Raw genomic sequence first — 18,263 nt, 5'->3', positions numbered from 1 at the left:
TTCATTGGTAACGTTCCCACTGATTATGGATCGTACGATCGAATTTATCAGTGGAATCGTTCCCATTATTTGAAAACCATCACACAGAATTTTTTAACTGCTTGATTCATCGTGTAGAGAAAAGGTTAGGGCACCACGAGATGACACGGTTGTGTCCAATGCGTGATCTCAGTAGGCGTTTCATCAAGCTGCTTGAGCAATAGCTCGGCTGCATGCTGACCCGCTTGATGGTAACCCAGCTCCACACTGACTGCGCGTGGGAACATAAAGCGTAGCATGTCATGATTGCCAATGCCGCCAATAGCAATGTCCTCTCGGCCAAGGGTTTGTAATCGCTTAGCGACGCCAAGCGCCAGGGTATCAGACGCACATACAACCGCCTGGGTTTGGCTATCAATCAGTGAGTCGGTTGCCTTATAGGCAGCATGTAGGCTCATTTCGCAGCGATGCAGACGGGCAGGTAGTTGTTGGCGATCACAGAAAGAATGGTAGGCATGGGCCCGAGCACGCCCCGTGGTTTCATCGTGTTCATCAATACCGAGAAAGTGAATGTGGCGCAGTCCTTGGGCATAGAAATGCGCCATGACTTGTGTGACAGCGCCTTGGTTGTCATAACTCACACTGGCATAGTCGTTACTATCGATCGCGAGTACCACACAATGGGGAGCAAAAGGCGCCAGAGCAGAGAGATCACACCCCGAAAAGCCAAAAAAGATAATACCATCCACATTACGACGTTTTAGCACGTCCAAATGGGCTTGTGCTTTTTGTTGCGAAAATTGCGTTTCCATAATCGCGGCGTCATAGCCTCTGGCATACAAGGTATTGAGCAAGCCAGTCAGCGCGGTATTTTCGGAGTTGGAGCTCAGCTTAGCTACAATCACACCCACAACACCACTGCGTTGTGCTCGCATCGCCCGCGCGGATTTAGAAGGGAGAAAGTCGTGTTGGTCGATCACCGCTTGCACTTTAGCGCGTGTGCTGTCTTTAACGCGTGCGTCATTGTTTAACACACGGGATACGGTCGATTTCCCGACCCCGGCTAAGCGGGCAATATCCAAAATGGTTAATGGTTTTGTCATCTTTTTCTCTGTGATAGCGGTAAATCAGTGGCTTAGACACAGCGCCTTTACCTGTCATGATAACAGCCGTGATTGGCGCTTGCGATTTATTGATTAATTTGTAAACTACAGCCTGATTTTTGAACAACGACCTTTTTAGACTGAAATGATGATGAGCCACCCTTTACTACAAACGATCAATAAGTGCCTAGTGCGCATGACCACCTTGACGCTCGCGGTATTGGCATTAAAGCTTAGCGCGATTTATTTAGTGCCGTTAGCGGTATTGATCAAAACGCACTTCAAAGAAATTGTCCACTGGTAAGCGCAGATAAAAAAACGCCCCGACATAGTCGAGGCGTAAATTTTGTTATCGCTTTTACTATATAAGTACGATCAATTACAGCACGTGCACTGATGTAGTATTGGTTGTGCCTGAAGGAACTAAAGCACCGGACACCATCACGACGATATCGCCTTTGTTGGCCAAGCCTGATTCGAGAGAGATGGTCTTACCGCGACGGTAGAACTCATCCGTGCTGTCGATGCTTTCGATCATCACAGGCGTCACCCCTTTAGTCAGACACAAGTGTGCGGCTGTTTTCGGATTAGTGGTTACCGCGATGATATTAGCCGTTGGGAAGTACTTACGTACTGAGCGTGCTGATTTGCCCGCTTCGGTCGCAACGACAATCAAAGGTGCGCCCAGTTTTTGAGAGGTATCGACAGCGCCTTTACAGACCGCTTCGGTGATGCGCAGACGGCTGCTATCGAGACGAGAACCCAACGCAGGTGACATTTGACGGTCTGTACGCTCACAGATTTGCGCCATGATGCTTACCGCTTCTAATGGGTACTTACCTTTTGCAGATTCCCCTGACAGCATGACGGCATCGGTACCATCCATGATAGCATTCGCCACGTCACCGGCTTCAGCACGGGTTGGACGTGGGTTTTTGATCATCGAATCCAGCATTTGTGTTGCGGTAATAACCAGCTTGCGAGCACGGTTACATTTTTCGATCATCATCTTCTGCGCGAAGATCACTTCTTCAACCGGGATTTCTACACCCAGATCACCACGAGCAACCATGATGCCGTCTGAGGCCTCTAAGATAGCGTCAAAGTTGTCGACACCTTCTTGGTTTTCGATTTTAGAGATGATTTTGATGTCGCTGCCACCGTTTTGGGCTAGTAGCTCGCGGATTTCTTCCACGTCTTCTTTTTTACGGATAAATGAGGCGGCAACAAAATCAACACCTTGCTCACAGCCGAACTTAAGATCAGACTTGTCTTTTTCTGCCAATGCCGGAAGGCTAACGGAAACGCCTGGCAGGTTAACGCCTTTGTTTTCACCTAGCTCGCCATTGTTCAGTACTTTACAAACCACTTCTTTTTCAGTCGTTTCTAGTACTTCCATCTCAAGCAGACCATCATCGACTAAGACAGTATTACCCGCTTTTAAATCCTGAGGTAAACCTTCGTAAGTGACCGCAACGCGATCTTTATTGCCCACGACAGAGGTGTCTGTGGTGAAAGTGAAGGTTTGACCGGCTTCTAGCATGACATCGTCGCCATTTTCTAGTTTTACCGTACGGATCTCTGGACCTTTAGTATCCAGCAAGATAGCGGCTTGTTTACCCGTTTGCTTCATCACGTTACGTAGGTTAGCAATACGAGCACCGTGCTCTTGGTAGTCACCGTGTGAGAAGTTAAGGCGCATAACGTTCATACCAGCCTCAACAAGCTGAGTCAGCATCTCTTCAGATTCGGTTTTTGGGCCAATCGTACATACGATTTTGGTCTTTTTCATCGACACATTTCTCCGGTCAAAAATTGAAACATAAGCTTGGTGCTTTTTCACAACACACTGAAAAAGTGTAATTTTACCACGCACTTTTTGCTCAAGTAGCTGTGAAAGCGAAACCTCTGCATTTTTCAATGGCGTTACCGCAACTAGGATAGCTGGGGTAACATCACTGTTTATCGCCTGTGAGTATAGATGGTCTGCGGTGATCTATGTTGATCACGGGCAATAAAGCCGCTATCGATTAGAAGACTTAAAGCACGCGATCTGAATATCCAAGCCCCTTTCTCCATTTGGGCGCGTAAATTTACCACAACTACCGATTTAAATCATTACAACAGCATGACAGGTTAGTGAGGGGGTAAGATATTTTTGTATTGATTACGCTTTCTGTTGACGCGCTCTCCTTTACCATACGACGTATTCCTTTTTGATTAGTTTCTATACCGTTAATGTCTAACTTGACATTATATGGTGTGATCTGGCTTCCAATTTGAACTGGATCATGCTTTTTTATTAAGTCTTTTGCGTTCTGTAAGATTTTATCTACCATCAAGACTCTTTTCATGGGCTGCCTAACAATGTTTGCGCGTATTTTACGGTTTTTGACAGGGATGCTGCTTATAGCCTGCACGTATGCAAGTACGTTTGCATGGGCTGACGACGCGTATCTGTCAGAAGAAAAAGACATACTAGTCGTTGCGCATTCGTCTGAATGGAAACCCTACAGCTACATACCGGGTAATGGTCAACCCAAAGGCTTATTGATTGATTTTTGGCAGGCTTACGCTAAATACAATCACGAATCGATTCAGTTTATGCTGCTCGACTGGGCTGACTCCCTTTCGTATATGAAAGAGGGAGGCAATCGCGTTCACGCGGGGTTACTCAAGTCTCCCGAACGTGAAGCCTATTTGGATTATGTGGCGCCTATCTTCAATACGAATGGGTCTTTATATGTGCAAAATCAGGCGGGACAAGTTAGTAAAGATCCATTAGCCGCAGACAAAGTGGTTGGCGTGGTGGCTGGCAGCTACGAATCTTGGTTTTTAGCTGAACATTATCCTAATGTGAAGCAAAGACGCTTTCGGCGTAATGAAACGTTATTTAGTGCCGCGCTCGATGGCGAAATCAGTGCACTCGTTGCCGATAGCCAAACCGCAAACTTTTATTTTTTGACGCAAGGTAAGCCGCTGGCGTTTGTTGCCGATCAAGTGCTGTATACGCGTCCGATTTATGCGGCGGTACCTAAAGGTAATCAAGCACTACTGAACGAGATACGTGCCGGCATTGATAACATCCCCGCACAAGAGTTACTGCGTATTAAACAAAAATGGATTAATACCGAACGCGTCGAAGCCTATCCCACTTGGCTTATCCCGAGTGTCGCTCTTACGGTGCTATTAGGCGCGGTGACCTATATTTTTATTCTAAAGCGTATGGTGTATAAGCGGACTGTTGCGCTGCGCCAAGCCAATTCACGTCTGCGAGAGTTTGCTAATACGGATCCTTTAACGCAGCTGTTAAACCGTCGTGGTTTAGACGCTTACTTTTCACGTCAAAAGCCCAAACTTAGCCGTCAGCAAGAAATGGGATTGATCCTGATTGATCTTGACCATTTCAAACAAGTCAACGATACCTACGGGCATATGCAAGGCGATAAAGTGTTGGTACACCTTGCCAGCTACCTAAAGCGATTAGTCAAAAAAGGCGCTGCAGCACGTCTGGGAGGCGAAGAGTTCTGTGTACTCTGTCCAACGCCAAATTTAGATGCCTTGATTGAAATAGCGAACCATATTCGCTGCGATGTGGCGGATAGTGTGTTTGAGTTTGACGGTGCTGAGATACGGGTAACGGTCAGTATCGGTGCAATCATTGCCAGTGATGTTACCGATGATATGGACGCGTTAGAGCTTGATGCTTTGATTCATGCGGCAGATGTGTTGATGTATCGCGCTAAGCACCGAGGACGTAACCAAGTAATGCTCGCCTCGTCTCAATCGGTGAAGACGCCTATTTCAGCGATGTAATCCTCTTAGCGCGTTATACCTTATCAGACACGACATCCCACCAAGAAAGTCGGCTCCTTTTTAGGGGTCGTTTTTTTATCAACCGGCTATAGGGCGTGCACTGGTTTTTTCTTTTTCTTTTTCTTGCAGCGCGACGAAAGTTAAATATACTGTATTTATATACAGGTATTTTAATGATGAAAACGCTCGAACAATTAGCCCAACAACACGGCCTATGGCGTGCTAGTCAGCGTCCGCTAATGGCTGACTTACCCGATAAGCAAGCGACCGGTTATGCCGCGTTTGATCAGCGTCTGGGTGGGATCCCTACGCCAGGGGTTACGGATATCATCAGTGATTTTGGCGTTGGTGAGCTGCGGTTAGTATTGCCTGCGCTGTATCGCGCCACCGGTAAAGAGATCGCCTGGATCCGTCCTCCGGTCGGCATTAATGCGGCAATGTTGCATCAGCAAGGTTATCCAACAGAAAACACCTTGCTAGTGTATCCTGACAGCGATCAACATGCGCTGTGGGCAGCCGAGCAAGCGGCGCGCAGTGGTGCGTGTCAGGCGGTAGTGTTATGGCCATCTTCGCTCACGATTGGGCAAGTCAAACGCTTAAAACTGGCGGGCGAACATGGTCAATGTGCGGTGGTGTTGTTGCGCCGTCAGCAGACGTACTCGTTGAGCTTGCCGGTTGATTTAAGTGTGGCGCTGGCCCCTTCTGCGTGTGGCGTGACAGTCACGGTGCGCTATTGTCGCGGTCAATGGCCACCGGCCCCGTTTACCCTCGATTGGCGCGAGCAATGGTCCGCTTTGGTGACTTGGCCGAGCAGCGCAGATAATTTGCTCGCCTTTCCCTCACGGCAACAGCGGGAGCAAGCGTGATGACTCTGTGGCTGTACCTGCATTGCCCGAGCTTGTTGTTAGATAGCCTCTATGTGCCGTCACCTGAGCAGGCAGTGGGGCTGGTCAACGAGCAAGAAGGCCGTTTAGTGCAGCTCTCTGTGGCGGCTAACACACACGGTCTGAATACCGGTATGGGATTAGGGGCGGCGGCAGTTAACTGTCATCAGCTTGCGGTCTACCCTTATTGCGCGAAGAAAGAGCAGTCGGCCCTTGAGCAGATCGCCACACAGCTTTATCCGTTGGTCGCGGAAATCAGCCTTAATCCGCCTAAAGGTTTATGGCTACACGTGTCACCGATGTTAGCGCTATATCAAGGGTTTCCCCCGCTATGGCAGGCAGTGACTCAAACGTTGGTTGAAAATGGCATCCGTTATCAGGCTGGTGTGGGCCAAACGCCGCGTGCCGCCGAGCTTATGGCGTATGGCCACGCGGGCAAGATCAGTACCGACCCCGAGCATTTGCAGGCAGCGTTGCAGCAATTGCCGTTGGCCGCAGCGCCTTTACCGGAGACGGTGAAAACCCAGTTTACGCGTCTAGGCTTCTCTCAGTTAGGTGAGCTTATCGCCTTGCCTACCGCTTCGCTGATGCGACGTCTTCCCCGCACAGTGGTGGATTATCTTGCCGAAGTGAGTGGCGATAAGCCGACGCCACTGCGTTATTTTCAGCCACCGCTGCAATTTTTTCAGCAACGGATCTTGTTGTTTGAGCTCAGTGAGCAAGCCCATTTATTGCCGATCATCGATAACTTGGTATCAGCACTGTGCCACTTTCTTGAGCAACGTAGTGCTTGCACCCCCGCGCTGACGTTGGGGTTTAGCTTGCGCGATAATTGCGAAGAAACCCTTTCCGTGGTGGCCGCGCATGGTGAGAAAGATCCCGATCGCTGGATGGCGTTGGTGCGTTTACGCCTGGCGTCATGGCAAGTAAGCCAGCCAGTAACGGCGGTGAGTGTGGCTGCCACGCACATCGATTGCCACCAGCCCGGACAAACCGATCTCTTTAGCGCGCAGCAAGGCGAGCAAAACCGTGATGAGTTGGTCGCGACACTGGCAGCCCGACTAGGAGAGGAGGCGGTCATGCGGTTGGCGTATGTAGATCATCACCGTCCCGAGGCGACCAGCCAACATGTCCCTCATCATCATAGCGCCACGCCGACGGCCTCGGCACCTACGCGCCCACGTCCAAGCTTATTGTTGCCGCAACCCACGCCACTGATTGGTAAGGTCACCTTACGTGACGGGCCGGAGCGGATTGTCACGGGCTGGTGGGAAGGCGTGCCTATCCAGCGCGATTACTTTATTGCCCAAAACGCCCAGCAACAATGGCTATGGGTATTTCGCACGCCAGAGCAAACTTGGTTTTTACACGGTTGGTTTAGTTAGACGGTGAAGCGATGAGTACGTATGCTGAGCTGGTATGTTGCAGCAATTTCTCCTTTCTTGAGGGCGCCTCACATCCGGAAGAGCTGGTGGCGCAAGCGGCGGCATTGGGCTATCAAGCGCTCGCGATCACCGATGAATGCTCGGTCGCAGGTGTGGTGCGTGCGTATCAAGCTCAGCGTGATTATCCGCAGCTTTCGCTGATCATTGGCAGTCGCTTTCGTCTGCACGCGTTAGATGTTGTTCTACTGTGTCCCACCCAAGCGGCTTACCAAGAGCTGTGTCGGATTATCACCAATGCGCGGCGGCGCAGTCACAAAGGCGATTACCAGCTGAGCGAGTGGGATCTGATGTCGGTACGTCATGGCTTGGTGCTATGGCTACCCAGTGGCGCGGAGAGTGATCATCACTGGGCGACGTGGCTGCTGCGTTATCATGCTGAGCGCTTGTATCTGGCTGTGCGCCGCGATTTAGCAGAACACGATCATCCGTATCTGGCGCACTGTCGCATGCTGGCAAGCCAGTATCAACTTTGTGTGACAGCGTGTGGTGATGTGCAGATGCATCACCCTGAGCGACTAGCATTACATCATACTTTAACCGCGATTTGGCATCGTCAGCCTGTGGCTGAATTGGGGCAGACTTTATTGCCCAATGCAGAGCGGGCTTTACGCCCGCTATCTAAGTTACAGACTCTATTCCCACCCGAGTGGCTAGCGGAAAGTGCCAAGATTGCCGCTCAGTGTCAGTTCTCCTTGGCGAGTCTCAAATACAGCTACCCCAAAGAAGTGGTGCCAACCGGCGAGTCTGCGATGGCGTATCTGCGTGACGCGGTCAAGCAAGGCGCACAGCAGCGTTTCCCCAAGGGGGTACCCAGTGACGTGGGAGCCATCATTGAAAAAGAGCTCGCGCTTATCGAGGCGCTCGATTATCCGTATTACTTTTTGACCATTTACGATCTGGTGCGCTTTGCTCAATCGCGTGGGATCTTATACCAAGGACGCGGCTCGGCGGCGAACTCGGTGGTGTGTTATTGCTTAGGGATCACCGCGGTGGATCCGTGCAAAGTCGATGTGCTGTTTGAGCGCTTTATTAGCAAAGAGCGCGACGAGCCGCCGGATATTGATGTGGACTTTGAGCACCAGCGCCGTGAAGAAGTGATCCAGTATTTGTATCAAAAATATGGCCGTGAGCGGACTGCCTTAGCGGCAACCGTGATCCGTTATCGGCTTAAAAGTGCACTGCGTGATGTGGGCAAAGCGTTGGCGATCCCCGCTAGCCAGATTGATTTTTTTATTCAAAACCTCAATCGGCGCGATAAAACTCAGCCTTGGACGCAGCAACTTCAACAGTTGGGCCTGGATCCTAAAAGCGCGAAAAGCCAACAATGGCTGTCGCTTACCCAGACATTGATCGGCTTTCCGCGCCACCTTTCTCAGCATGTCGGTGGCTTTGTGATTGCAGATGGGCCTTTGTATGAGTTGGTGCCGGTGGAAAATGCGGCGATGGCAGAGCGGACGGTGATCCAGTGGGATAAAGACGATCTGGAAACACTGCATCTGATGAAAGTCGACGTACTGGCGCTGGGTATGCTCACCGCGATTCGACGTACCTTTGATTTGATTGCCCAAACCGGTGGCCCTCGCTTGAGTTTGGCGGCGATCACTCAACAAGGCGATGATCCGGGGGTGTTTGCGCGCATTCAGCACGCCGATACCGTAGGGGTATTTCAAATTGAGTCACGGGCACAAATGAGTATGCTACCGCGACTCAAACCGGCTTGTTATTATGATTTGGTGATCCAAATTGCCATTGTCCGCCCCGGCCCGATTCAAGGTGACATGGTGCATCCGTATTTAAAGCGCCGTGATGGGGAAGAAGTGGTGAGCTACCCGTCCAAAGCGGTTGAGCAAGTGCTGGCGCGTACGCTTGGAGTGCCCATTTTTCAAGAGCAGGTGATCAAACTGGCGATGGTGGCAGCCGGTTTTTCTGGTGGCGAAGCGGATCAGCTGCGTCGTGCGATGGCCGCATGGAAGAAAAAGGGTGGACTAGCGCCGTTTCGCGACAAATTGATTACTGGGATGACCGCGCGTGGCTATCGCGCCGACTTTGCCGAGCAGCTTTACCGGCAAATCTGTGGGTTTGGTGATTATGGTTTCCCAGAAAGCCACTCGGCGTCGTTTGCGGTCTTGGCCTATGTATCGGCGTGGCTGAAGCATTATTATCCCGCCGCGTTTTATACCGCCTTGCTCAATAGCCAGCCGATGGGGTTTTACTCGCCGTCACAACTGATGCAAGACGCCACGCGCCATCAGGTGCCTGTGTTGCCGGTTTGTGTGCAACACTCGGGGGCGGATCATTGCTTAGAAAAGGTCGACGATCACTGGGGCGTGCGGCTGGGATTGCGATTAGTCAAAGGATTGAGTGCGGCGGCGATAGACCGATTGCTGGTCCATCGTCCAGAGTCGGGGTTTGCGTCTTTGTCGGCACTGCAAGAAATTAACCTTGACCACGATGCCTATCAAGCCCTAGCCAGCAGTGGTGCATTGGCGGCGCTGGCTGGCAATCGCTATCAGGCGCGCTGGGCACTGATGGATCAGCAGCGGCAACTGCCGCTACTGGCCACCAGTGACGATGAGGTTGTCTTGCCTCATTCGCCTTCCCAGTGGCAGAACGTGATTGAAGATTACGCGGCCTTGGGGCTGTCGCTCACCGATCATCCTATTCGTTTGATGGCGCAAGCCGGCACGCTGGGCCGTTTTACCCGCGGCGTTGAGTTATCACAGTGTGCGCCGCAAAGCTGGGTCGCGGTGGCGGGCGTGGTGACGGGCAAGCAATCACCAGGTACCGCCAGTGGTGTAACCTTTGTCACCTTGGAAGATGATACCGGCAATATTAATGTGGTGGTCTGGGCGGGGACGGCACGGGCGCAATCCCGTGCTTTTATGCAAGCCAAGGTGTTGAAAGTGCATGGCATTGTCGAGCGTCAGGGCGAGGTGGTGCATGTAATTGCCGGTAAGTTGATTGACCTTACCCCTAAGCTCACCACCTTGTCGGTCACGTCGCGTGAGTTTCGTTAATAGGGTGTGCCCGCGATTTGCTGATCGCTTGGCGCAGCGCATGCCGCAATCGCCTGAATGCGTTGGCGATGAAGCTCATCACGAATCGCTGCCCCTTTAAAGCCAGCGTCGACAATCGGCTTTACATCGACGTTCTCGGCACAGGCAAAGCGCTCACGTAAGGCATCGGCTTGCGGGTAATGATAATTTTCACGTCCCTTGCGGCCACGCACATCGGCTAAACATGCCAAGGCCAATTGCTCAACCCGTTCAGGTTTTCGCCACGCATCAATTTGATTAAATAATGCCACCCAATGCTCGGGGCTGAGTTGATCGCATTTATGGATCTTAGAGTGATGTGCACTGACTACCAAGGCTAAATCTCTGCATTGATTGGGGATTTTAAGCCGCTCGCACAGCTCTTTTATCACCGGCAGCCCGCGATCGCCATGGCCGCGATGGCCGGGCAAGATGGAGGAAGGGGTGAGGGCTTTACCGAGATCATGGACTTGTGCAGCAAAGCGAATGCATTTGTCATCGGTCAACGAGGCTGCATAACGGCTGACCATTTCAGTGTGGATGCCGGTATCGACCTCAGGGTGCCAGTTGGCAGGATTCGGCACGCCGTACAGGGCGTCGATTTCAGGAATCACTACCGCAAGTGCACCACAATCGCGCAGCACAGCAAGAAACACATCGGGACGATCACTGCCAAGCGCTTTCTCCCACTCCCGCCAAACTCGCTCTGGGGTGAGGTGGGCAAGTTCGCCCTTGGCGACCATAGCTTTCATCAGCGCCAATGTATCGTCGGCAATGGTGAAGCCGAGAGGCGCAAAGCGGGCGGCAAATCGTGCCACACGTAGCACGCGCAATGGATCTTCGCTAAAGGCGGGCGAGACATGACGTAACATCCGGTTGTGTAAATCTTGCTGACCGCCATAAGGGTCAATCAAGGTGCCATCTTCATCTTGGGCAATGGCGTTTATAGTGAGATCACGCCGCTGAAGATCGGCCTCTAACGAGATATCTGGCGAAAAGTCACACACAAAACCGGTGTAGCCTTGGCCCGATTTACGCTCTGTGCGTGCTAATGCGTACTCTTGATGCGTTTCTGGATGCAAAAAGACTGGGAAGTCTTGGCCAACTTGTTGATAGCCTGAGGCTTGCATTTGCTTCACTGTCGCGCCCACCACGACCCAATCTTTGTCCGTGACCGGTAAACTTAACAACGCATCGCGTACCGCGCCGCCGACAAGATAGTGTTTCACACAAAGCTCCTTGGTTGCAGAAAGTGAAGAAACAGCAAAGATGCTGAGTCATACCTTCATAGAAGTATACATATAGCGTAGCAGCACGCCCACCGTGTGCTGATAATGGTTACCGTTGGATGGCTAATCGTTAGCTCGCCAATGAAAGATGGGGTTGCTCATCAACGACGGGATTGCTCATCAACGACGGGGTTGTTCATCAACGACGAGATAGAAAAAACGCGGGATAAAACGTAAACGATATAAACGTGGCGATCTAAATAAAATAGGCTGCAAACGCAGCCTATTTATCGGAGATTGATTATGCCCAGCCGTCACGGCGACGTTTCTTACGTGGGATAAGATGTGGCAGCACAAGGCCAAACAGTAAGCCGCCGCCGGCCACCATGCCGCCGTAGGTGAACCAGCGCATTAATAAGTCATCTTTTTGCGTATCAATTTTTGCACGCAAAGCACGAATTTCATTTTGTGCATCAATCAGCTTTTTATTGAGTTCGCTGCTGTGTGTTTCTAGCTTCTCGATTTGCGCATTACGCTTTTTAAGCGACTCAACCAACCCTTTTTGTTGTGCTTTGGCATCATCCTGTGCACTCGATAAGGCTGTTTTTACTTTTTTGAGCTCGGCTTCAAGCGCAGGTACACGTTCTTTCAAGCCAGGTTGAGTGGTGACGAAGTCACTTTTCACCCAGCCTTTACGGCCGCGACTATCGACAATTTGCGAATAGCCCGCATTTTGGTCGCGCTTGAGTACAGTGATTTTATCGCCTGCATCAACACTGCCGATAATGCGATATTGTGTACCAGGGCCAGAGTGCATATAGGTAAATAATTCATCAGAAATATAGTTCTCCGCCATGGCTTGCGGCGCGGTGACGAGAACGAATAGCAATATGAGAGCAGAATACAGGTGTTTCACGTCTGGGGTCCTTTGCATTATTCAGTGTGGGACACATCGGCTTTGCTAGGCATAGTGCCATAGGCTAAAAAGAAAGGGGAGCCATGCCCCCCTTTTTTTAACCGTGATTTGACATCGCTGCCGACTGTTAGGCAAAGAAGGTGATCATTACTTGGTAAAAGATCACAGCTAATAAAGCGCCTGCTGGAAGCGTGATGAGCCACGAGGCAACAATATTGCGCACCACGCCGAGGTTGAGTGCGGCAATGCCTCTGGCAAATCCAACGCCGAGAACGCCACCGACTAATGTTTGCGTGGTCGAAATCGGTAAGCCTGTTCCCGAGGCTAAAACGACTGTGCTCGCGGTGGCTAATTGCGCGGCAAATCCGCGGCTTGGTGTGAGTTCTGTTATTCCTGAGCCAACGGTCGCCATGACACGATGCCCCAAGGTCGCAAGGCCGATGACAATGCCGGCACCGCCCATCGGAAGAATCCACCAAGCAATGTGTGCTTTTTCTGCCACAGTACCGAGGTTTTGCACGGTCGCGACAATCGCTGAAAGGGGGCCAATGGCATTGGCAACGTCGTTTGAGCCATGCGCGAAGGCCATGGCACACGCCGTGACGACCATGAGTAAGCTGAATATCCGCTCAACGCCTTGAAAGCCTTGGCTCTCATCGCCGCGATATTTTCGAGAGATATAATACACGCCAAAAAACATCACCAGTGCAGACAAGACAATTGACGCACTGACTGACTCTAACGTGGTCAAATGCAAGCCAACATGTTTGAGCCCTTTTTTAATGGTCACCATCGCAATAATAAACGCGGTGAGGAACATATAAATGGGGACAAAACGTTTTGCATTGAGTACGGGGCGGTCAGTGTCAAAAATGAGGCGCTGGGCGCTAAGAAAAATAAAGTAGGCAAAAAGACCGGAGATAAAGGGGGTGATCACCCAACTGCCAACGATACCTTGGACGGTATGCCAATCGACGGCCTCAGAGCCAACCGATAGGCAAGCAAAGCCAATGATCGCGCCGATTATCGAATGGGTGGTGGAGACTGGCCAGCCCATATAGGAGGCAAGGAGCAGCCAAGTACCCGCCGCGAGCAGAGCGGACATCATGCCAAAGACCAATTCTAACGGTTGATCGGCATAGAGACTGGTATCGATAACACCTTTTCTAATGGTATCTGTGACTTCACCGCCAGCTAAATAAGCGCCGGCAAATTCAAAAATCATGGCAACAATAATGGCTTGCTTGATGGTTAGCGCTTTAGAGCCCACAGACGTGCCCATTGCGTTGGCGACATCATTGGCACCAATACCAATTGCCATTAAAAAACCAAAAGCCGCGGCGACCATAATAAGAATGGTCCCGTGATTCATCAGGATTTCCATTGTAATACCTTGTTGTTACATCACTCGGTTAGGAACGGGAAAGCATGACCTCTAAGCGCGCACCGACACGTTGCGCTTGATCAGCAATTTCGCCGACCCACTCGAGGATTTTGTACAAGAACATGACGTCGACAGGATTGTATTCCTGTTCCACCGCCATCAATGCCTGGCGAAGCTGGATTTGCATTGAGTCAGTATCATCTTCAATCACATCCAACTGATGAATCATTTCGGCCACTAAGGTGACTTCGCGTCCTTTAAATCCAGTCTCAAGCAGTTCTTCGAGCTCATTAATCACCCGACGTGCTTGAGCGGCTGCATCTAGGCACCGTTGTACATAAGCAATGAAAGCGGTATTCATTGTTGGGGGCATACGAAGCTGGCGGCCGATCACTCGGCCGGCAATATCTTTGGATAAGTTTGCCAATTTGTCTTGCTGAGTCAGTAACTCGAGCATGTCCGTCCGATCAACGGGCATAAACAAACCGCGGGGCAACTTGAGTCGGATATTGCGCTTCAGGGTGTCAGCATCTTTCTCTATCTCAGAGATTTGGTGACGGAGTTGATTCGCCTTTTCCCAATCTTGCTGTTCGCAAGCATGGAAAAACGGGATCAGTAGCTCACAGCAATCATTGACACGATTGACGTGGCGTTGCAGAGGTTTTATAGGGCTTTTTGCGAATAGCCCAACAATTGTATTGACTGGCATAGCCGTAATCTACCTGGTTGCCTCACGCCCAAAGGGCAAAGAGTGGAGGCTAAACGTTCAACGATGGTATATCGGAGCGGCGAATGGTAGCGCAGAACATTGGCTAAAGAAACAGCTTTTGTGATCTATGCCGCAGTGCGTTTGATCAAGACTGGTGGTTATAGTCCTTGCCGACAAGATCAATTGTTCATATCCTTGTCAGGCAATTGGCTATAGGTACCCGTATGGACACTGAGATAGAGCTCAAATTTTTTGTCTCTTCTGACTTTCCTCATCGCATCCGCGATAAGATTGTCAGTGTAAAGCAGCTACAGCAAAGCCAGCGTGAGCTGGGCAACATCTACTTCGATACGCCAGATTTTACCCTACGCGAACACGATATCGGTTTGCGTGTGCGTTGTTTTGATGGTGTTTATATTCAAACGCTCAAAACCGCTGGCCGGGTGGTAGCTGGGCTGCATCAGCGCCCAGAATACAACGCTGAGCTTAATGGACCTGAGCCCGACCTTTCTTTGATCCCGGTCGATGCATGGCCTGATAGTGTCAATATTGATGCACTGAGTCAGTCGATTCAGCCGCTCTTTTCCACCGACTTTGTCCGCCAACAGTGGCTCTTAGCCACTGACGACGGGAGTCAAATAGAGTTAGCCAGCGATCAGGGTGAAGTCTCCACCGAAGCCGGTGATAAAGATGTGATTTCTGAGGTCGAGTTAGAGCTTATTTCGGGTCAAACCGATGCCTTATTTTCATTGGCGCGCAACCTTGCCGATGAGGGAGGACTGCGACTGGGAAATTTGAGTAAAGCCGCGCGAGGCTACCGCTTAGCCACTGGCTATCAAGGCGATCCGGTCAAAGCGCTGTCTATCGTCAAACTGAGCGCCGACGATACGCAAGAGAAAGCGCTCATTCGAATTCTTGAGCACGCGCTCAGCCACTGGCATTACCACGAACAAATCTACATAGAGCGAGAGTCGCTTGATGCGCTGCAGGAAATTCGCTACGCGGTATTACTGATCCGCCAAGCCTTCGTTCTATTCGGCAGCGTGTTGCCGAGACGAGCGAGCACATTATTGCGTCAAGAGTTGCAATGGTTTGATGGCGAACTCGCTTGGCTGGATGATGCGTGGGCGAATGCACGCTTGTGTGAAGATAAGGGCCAATACCTGCGCAAACTCAATGCCCGAAAAATGATGGTCAAAACGCTGAAAGCTGAGCAAACTCAGTTGCCGGAGCGCGAGGATATCGTGGCGTTACTTCATACCTCTCGCTACTGCAATCTGTTGCTTGATTTAAGTCGTTGGATTCTCTCTAAAGGTTGGCAGCCGTTTTTAGATGAAAAAGCAGCGGATAAATTGGCGCTACCGATTCAAACCCTGGCCGATAAGGCATTACCTGAATCTTGGCATGAGCTCCTTGATGCCTTTGACGAGAGTAAGACACTGACAAGGCATGAGTATTTTGATCAGTATCCACGTCTGCAACGCAACTTGGTGTTAGGGACCTGCTTGGCGTCACTCTTTGATAAAAGTCGCCGTAAAGCGTTTCGACTGCCTTGGCTGGATTTACTGCAAGGTATAGAGGAACTTCGGCTACTTGAGCCAGTACGCGATTTAGTTGCAGCGATTGACGATGACGACGATAAGCAACAAGCGGAAAAGTGGTTAGCGAGAAAAGAAGAATCACTTTTTCATGCGATGACGCAAAGCCGCCAAACAGGCTTACGCCTCACGCCTTATTGGCAAGAATAAGCGACGCTAAAAAGTGTAAGAGAATAAGTAGAAGCAGCCAGATGGCTGCTTTTTTTAGCCGAATCGATTATGCAAATAAGATGTTTCTGTATGCATCGCCATGGCGCCTTTGGTCTCGACGTTGACTCGGTAAAAACCCAGTCAAGATCAATCTATGTTGGTGGTTTTTGCGTTATAAACGGTTTACGCGTCACATGATAATTTGACTAAGTTATCATTATGGGCAATGTTTGTGGTTAAATTTCACAAATACGGTAAACAAGGATTCAGCCTGCGTGGTGTTTGTCGATATAACATCACCTAGTATCAATAATCGCCCGTTTTTTTGGGTCACTCAGTTGGCTTGATAGCGGTCATGGAGCTTTCAGGATTATGGCTAAACATACCTTCTATGCGTGGGAAAAACCCGTTACCAATCTGCGCTTGATTCCAAAACTCGTGATTCTTATGGTATTTAGTACCATTATTTTGGTCGGTAAGCAGATGTGGGACGCCAATACATTTCGCCAATCCGTCATTGATTTCACCTTAAGCCAGACCCAAGAACTTGCCCGTTCCAGTGCCGCAATGACTGGCACATTAATCGAGCAACCGGACGGAGAGCGTCTGATGCGAGAGACGGTCGACACCATGAACAATGAGTTCAGTGAAGGCGCGTATTTATTTTTAGTCAATGGCGAGACGCGTCAGATTTGGGCGCACCCCTCCATGAGACAATTTGATCAATTGCGTGTGCCGGATGACACCTCAGGCGCTGATATTACTGAGCTTTTTATCAATCAGTCACAGCCGTTCAGTTACACCGTCTATGATGGCGGGCGACATGGGTATGCCGTGCCTGTAGGCAACAGCGACTGGTGGTTAGTGGCCTCGCAACCCACATCTGAAGCGCAAGCGTATTACCAAGATTATATCATCAAAGTGGCGTGGCAGACTGCGGTAATGATTGTGTCTTTTATGGTGATCTTGCTGGGTGGATCTAACATCATGCTGCGCCAAATCAACTACCTGACCGATAGGATTCGTGCGTTGGCGAATCGCGATTTGAGTGAGCCGATTGAAATGAATAGCCAAGACGAGTTTGGCGATCTTGCGCGCGAGCTGGAAACGTCTCGTCGGCAATTGGTCGACGTGATTCAAGCGCAGCGACAAGCGTCAGACGATCTGTCGTCTCTGGCCGAGATCATGACCATCAGCATGTCGGAAACCAAAGAATCGTCGAAAGAGCAGTTCGATGAAATGGATCAACTGGCGTCAGCCATGAGTGAAATGAGCGCCACCGTGCAAACGGTCGCAGAGCATACCCGAGAAGCAGCTAAAGCGACTGAAAGCTCCAGTCAGCAAGCCAGCAGTGGCCAAGCGCATGTTAGCACCACCATTAATACCATCAATGCGCTGTCAAATGACATTAGTGAGTCATCACAAGTCGTCGGTCAGGTCGACGCGCAAGTGGAGAAAATTGGTACTGTGGTGGTGACCATTCAAGGCATCTCAGAGCAAACCAATCTATTGGCGCTTAACGCCGCGATTGAAGCTGCCCGGGCGGGGGATACAGGACGCGGCTTTGCGGTTGTGGCGGATGAAGTGCGTAAGCTGGCACAACATACCCAAGAAGCGACGGTTGAAATTCAAGATATGATCACCCAACTGCAGCAAAGTGCACAAAAAGCGGTGGGACTGATGGATCGCAGTGTGACGGAGGCGAGTGCCGGGGTAGACTCGGTGAGTCAGGCGGGTGGCGAGTTAGAGCAAATTGTTACTCAAATCCAATCACTGAATGATATGAACTTCCAAATTGCCTCGTCGGCAGAGCAACAAGCCTCGGTGGCCGGTGAAATGAATCAAAACCTCACCAATGTTAAAGACTTGGTTCAGGCGTCAGTGACGGTGGCGAGCGAGCTGCATGAAACGGCTGAAATGGTCGAGCAAAGTGCTCAGTCACTAAAAGACAAGATCGATGCCTTTAAAGTGTAATCGTTGTCCCTTCACATCCCGATAAAGATAACGGCTCACTG

Annotated in this window: 12 protein-coding genes; 6 read left to right on the top strand and 6 right to left on the bottom strand. The window is 50.6% G+C overall.

Annotated elements, in window-relative coordinates; all coding sequences use genetic code 11:
* Window positions 1–125: 125 nt before the first annotated feature.
* Together treR and pykF are read right to left on the bottom strand one after the other, a co-directional pair.
* On the bottom strand, window positions 126–1,082 hold the full coding sequence (gene treR, locus HLG76_RS03475) for a trehalose operon repressor TreR (protein ID WP_175993061.1): 957 nt from the start codon (window positions 1,080–1,082) through the stop codon (window positions 126–128).
* 379 nt (window positions 1,083–1,461) lie between these two features.
* Entirely contained in the window at window positions 1,462–2,874 is a 1,413-nt protein-coding gene (pykF, locus tag HLG76_RS03465; RefSeq protein ID WP_021023382.1) for a pyruvate kinase PykF, read from the bottom strand.
* Window positions 2,875–3,449: 575 nt separating this feature from the next.
* On the opposite strand from pykF, the gene HLG76_RS03460 reads away from it, so the two are divergent.
* The 4 genes from HLG76_RS03460 to HLG76_RS03445 all read left to right on the top strand — a co-directional run bounded on the left by HLG76_RS03460 (window position 3,450) and on the right by HLG76_RS03445 (window position 10,244).
* On the top strand, window positions 3,450–4,898 hold the full coding sequence (locus HLG76_RS03460; RefSeq protein WP_175993059.1) for a diguanylate cyclase: 1,449 nt from the start codon (window positions 3,450–3,452) through the stop codon (window positions 4,896–4,898).
* A 173-nt stretch (window positions 4,899–5,071) separates the two neighbouring features.
* Window positions 5,072–5,764: a translesion DNA synthesis-associated protein ImuA gene (gene imuA / locus HLG76_RS03455; protein ID WP_175993058.1), complete on the top strand. Its 693-nt coding sequence runs from the start codon at window positions 5,072–5,074 to the stop codon at window positions 5,762–5,764.
* Window positions 5,764–7,167, top strand: coding sequence for a DNA polymerase Y family protein (locus HLG76_RS03450; RefSeq protein ID WP_175993057.1), 1,404 nt, complete (start codon window positions 5,764–5,766; stop codon window positions 7,165–7,167). Before imuA ends, HLG76_RS03450 begins: the two co-directional genes overlap by 1 nt.
* A gap of 11 nt (window positions 7,168–7,178) precedes the next feature.
* Window positions 7,179–10,244, top strand: a complete 3,066-nt coding sequence (locus HLG76_RS03445) for an error-prone DNA polymerase (protein ID WP_175993056.1) — start codon at window positions 7,179–7,181, stop codon at window positions 10,242–10,244.
* Here the strand turns inward: HLG76_RS03445 and HLG76_RS03440 are convergent.
* The 4 genes from HLG76_RS03440 to HLG76_RS03425 form a co-directional block, all read right to left on the bottom strand.
* Window positions 10,241–11,491, bottom strand: coding sequence for a multifunctional CCA addition/repair protein (locus HLG76_RS03440; RefSeq protein WP_077773655.1), 1,251 nt, complete (start codon window positions 11,489–11,491; stop codon window positions 10,241–10,243). The two genes, HLG76_RS03445 and HLG76_RS03440, sit on opposite strands and share 4 nt — an antisense overlap.
* Window positions 11,492–11,792: 301 nt before the next feature.
* Entirely contained in the window at window positions 11,793–12,407 is a 615-nt protein-coding gene (locus HLG76_RS03435) for a TIGR04211 family SH3 domain-containing protein (RefSeq protein ID WP_077576470.1), read from the bottom strand.
* A 127-nt stretch (window positions 12,408–12,534) separates the two neighbouring features.
* A complete protein-coding gene (locus HLG76_RS03430) occupies window positions 12,535–13,791 on the bottom strand; it encodes an inorganic phosphate transporter (protein ID WP_077576469.1) in 1,257 nt (418 codons plus the stop codon).
* 28 nt (window positions 13,792–13,819) lie between these two features.
* Window positions 13,820–14,500, bottom strand: a complete 681-nt coding sequence (locus tag HLG76_RS03425) for a TIGR00153 family protein (protein ID WP_077660493.1) — start codon at window positions 14,498–14,500, stop codon at window positions 13,820–13,822.
* A 224-nt stretch (window positions 14,501–14,724) separates the two neighbouring features.
* On the opposite strand from HLG76_RS03425, the gene HLG76_RS03420 reads away from it, so the two are divergent.
* Both HLG76_RS03420 and HLG76_RS03415 read left to right on the top strand, forming a co-directional pair.
* Window positions 14,725–16,248 (top strand): inorganic triphosphatase, encoded by a 1,524-nt coding sequence (locus HLG76_RS03420; protein ID WP_077676685.1) that lies wholly within the window; start codon window positions 14,725–14,727, stop codon window positions 16,246–16,248.
* Between the two features lie 372 nt (window positions 16,249–16,620).
* The gene (locus tag HLG76_RS03415; protein ID WP_077660492.1) at window positions 16,621–18,222 is read left to right on the top strand and encodes a methyl-accepting chemotaxis protein; all 1,602 of its coding nucleotides are present in this window, start codon (window positions 16,621–16,623) and stop codon (window positions 18,220–18,222) included.
* Window positions 18,223–18,263: the final 41 nt, after the last annotated feature.

This window comes from Salinivibrio sp. EAGSL (assembly GCF_013366455.1).
In the GTDB taxonomy this organism is placed as follows: domain Bacteria; phylum Pseudomonadota; class Gammaproteobacteria; order Enterobacterales; family Vibrionaceae; genus Salinivibrio; species Salinivibrio costicola.
Note: the sequence above shows the minus strand (reverse complement) of the source record. Positions and strands in the feature narration are given on the sequence as shown.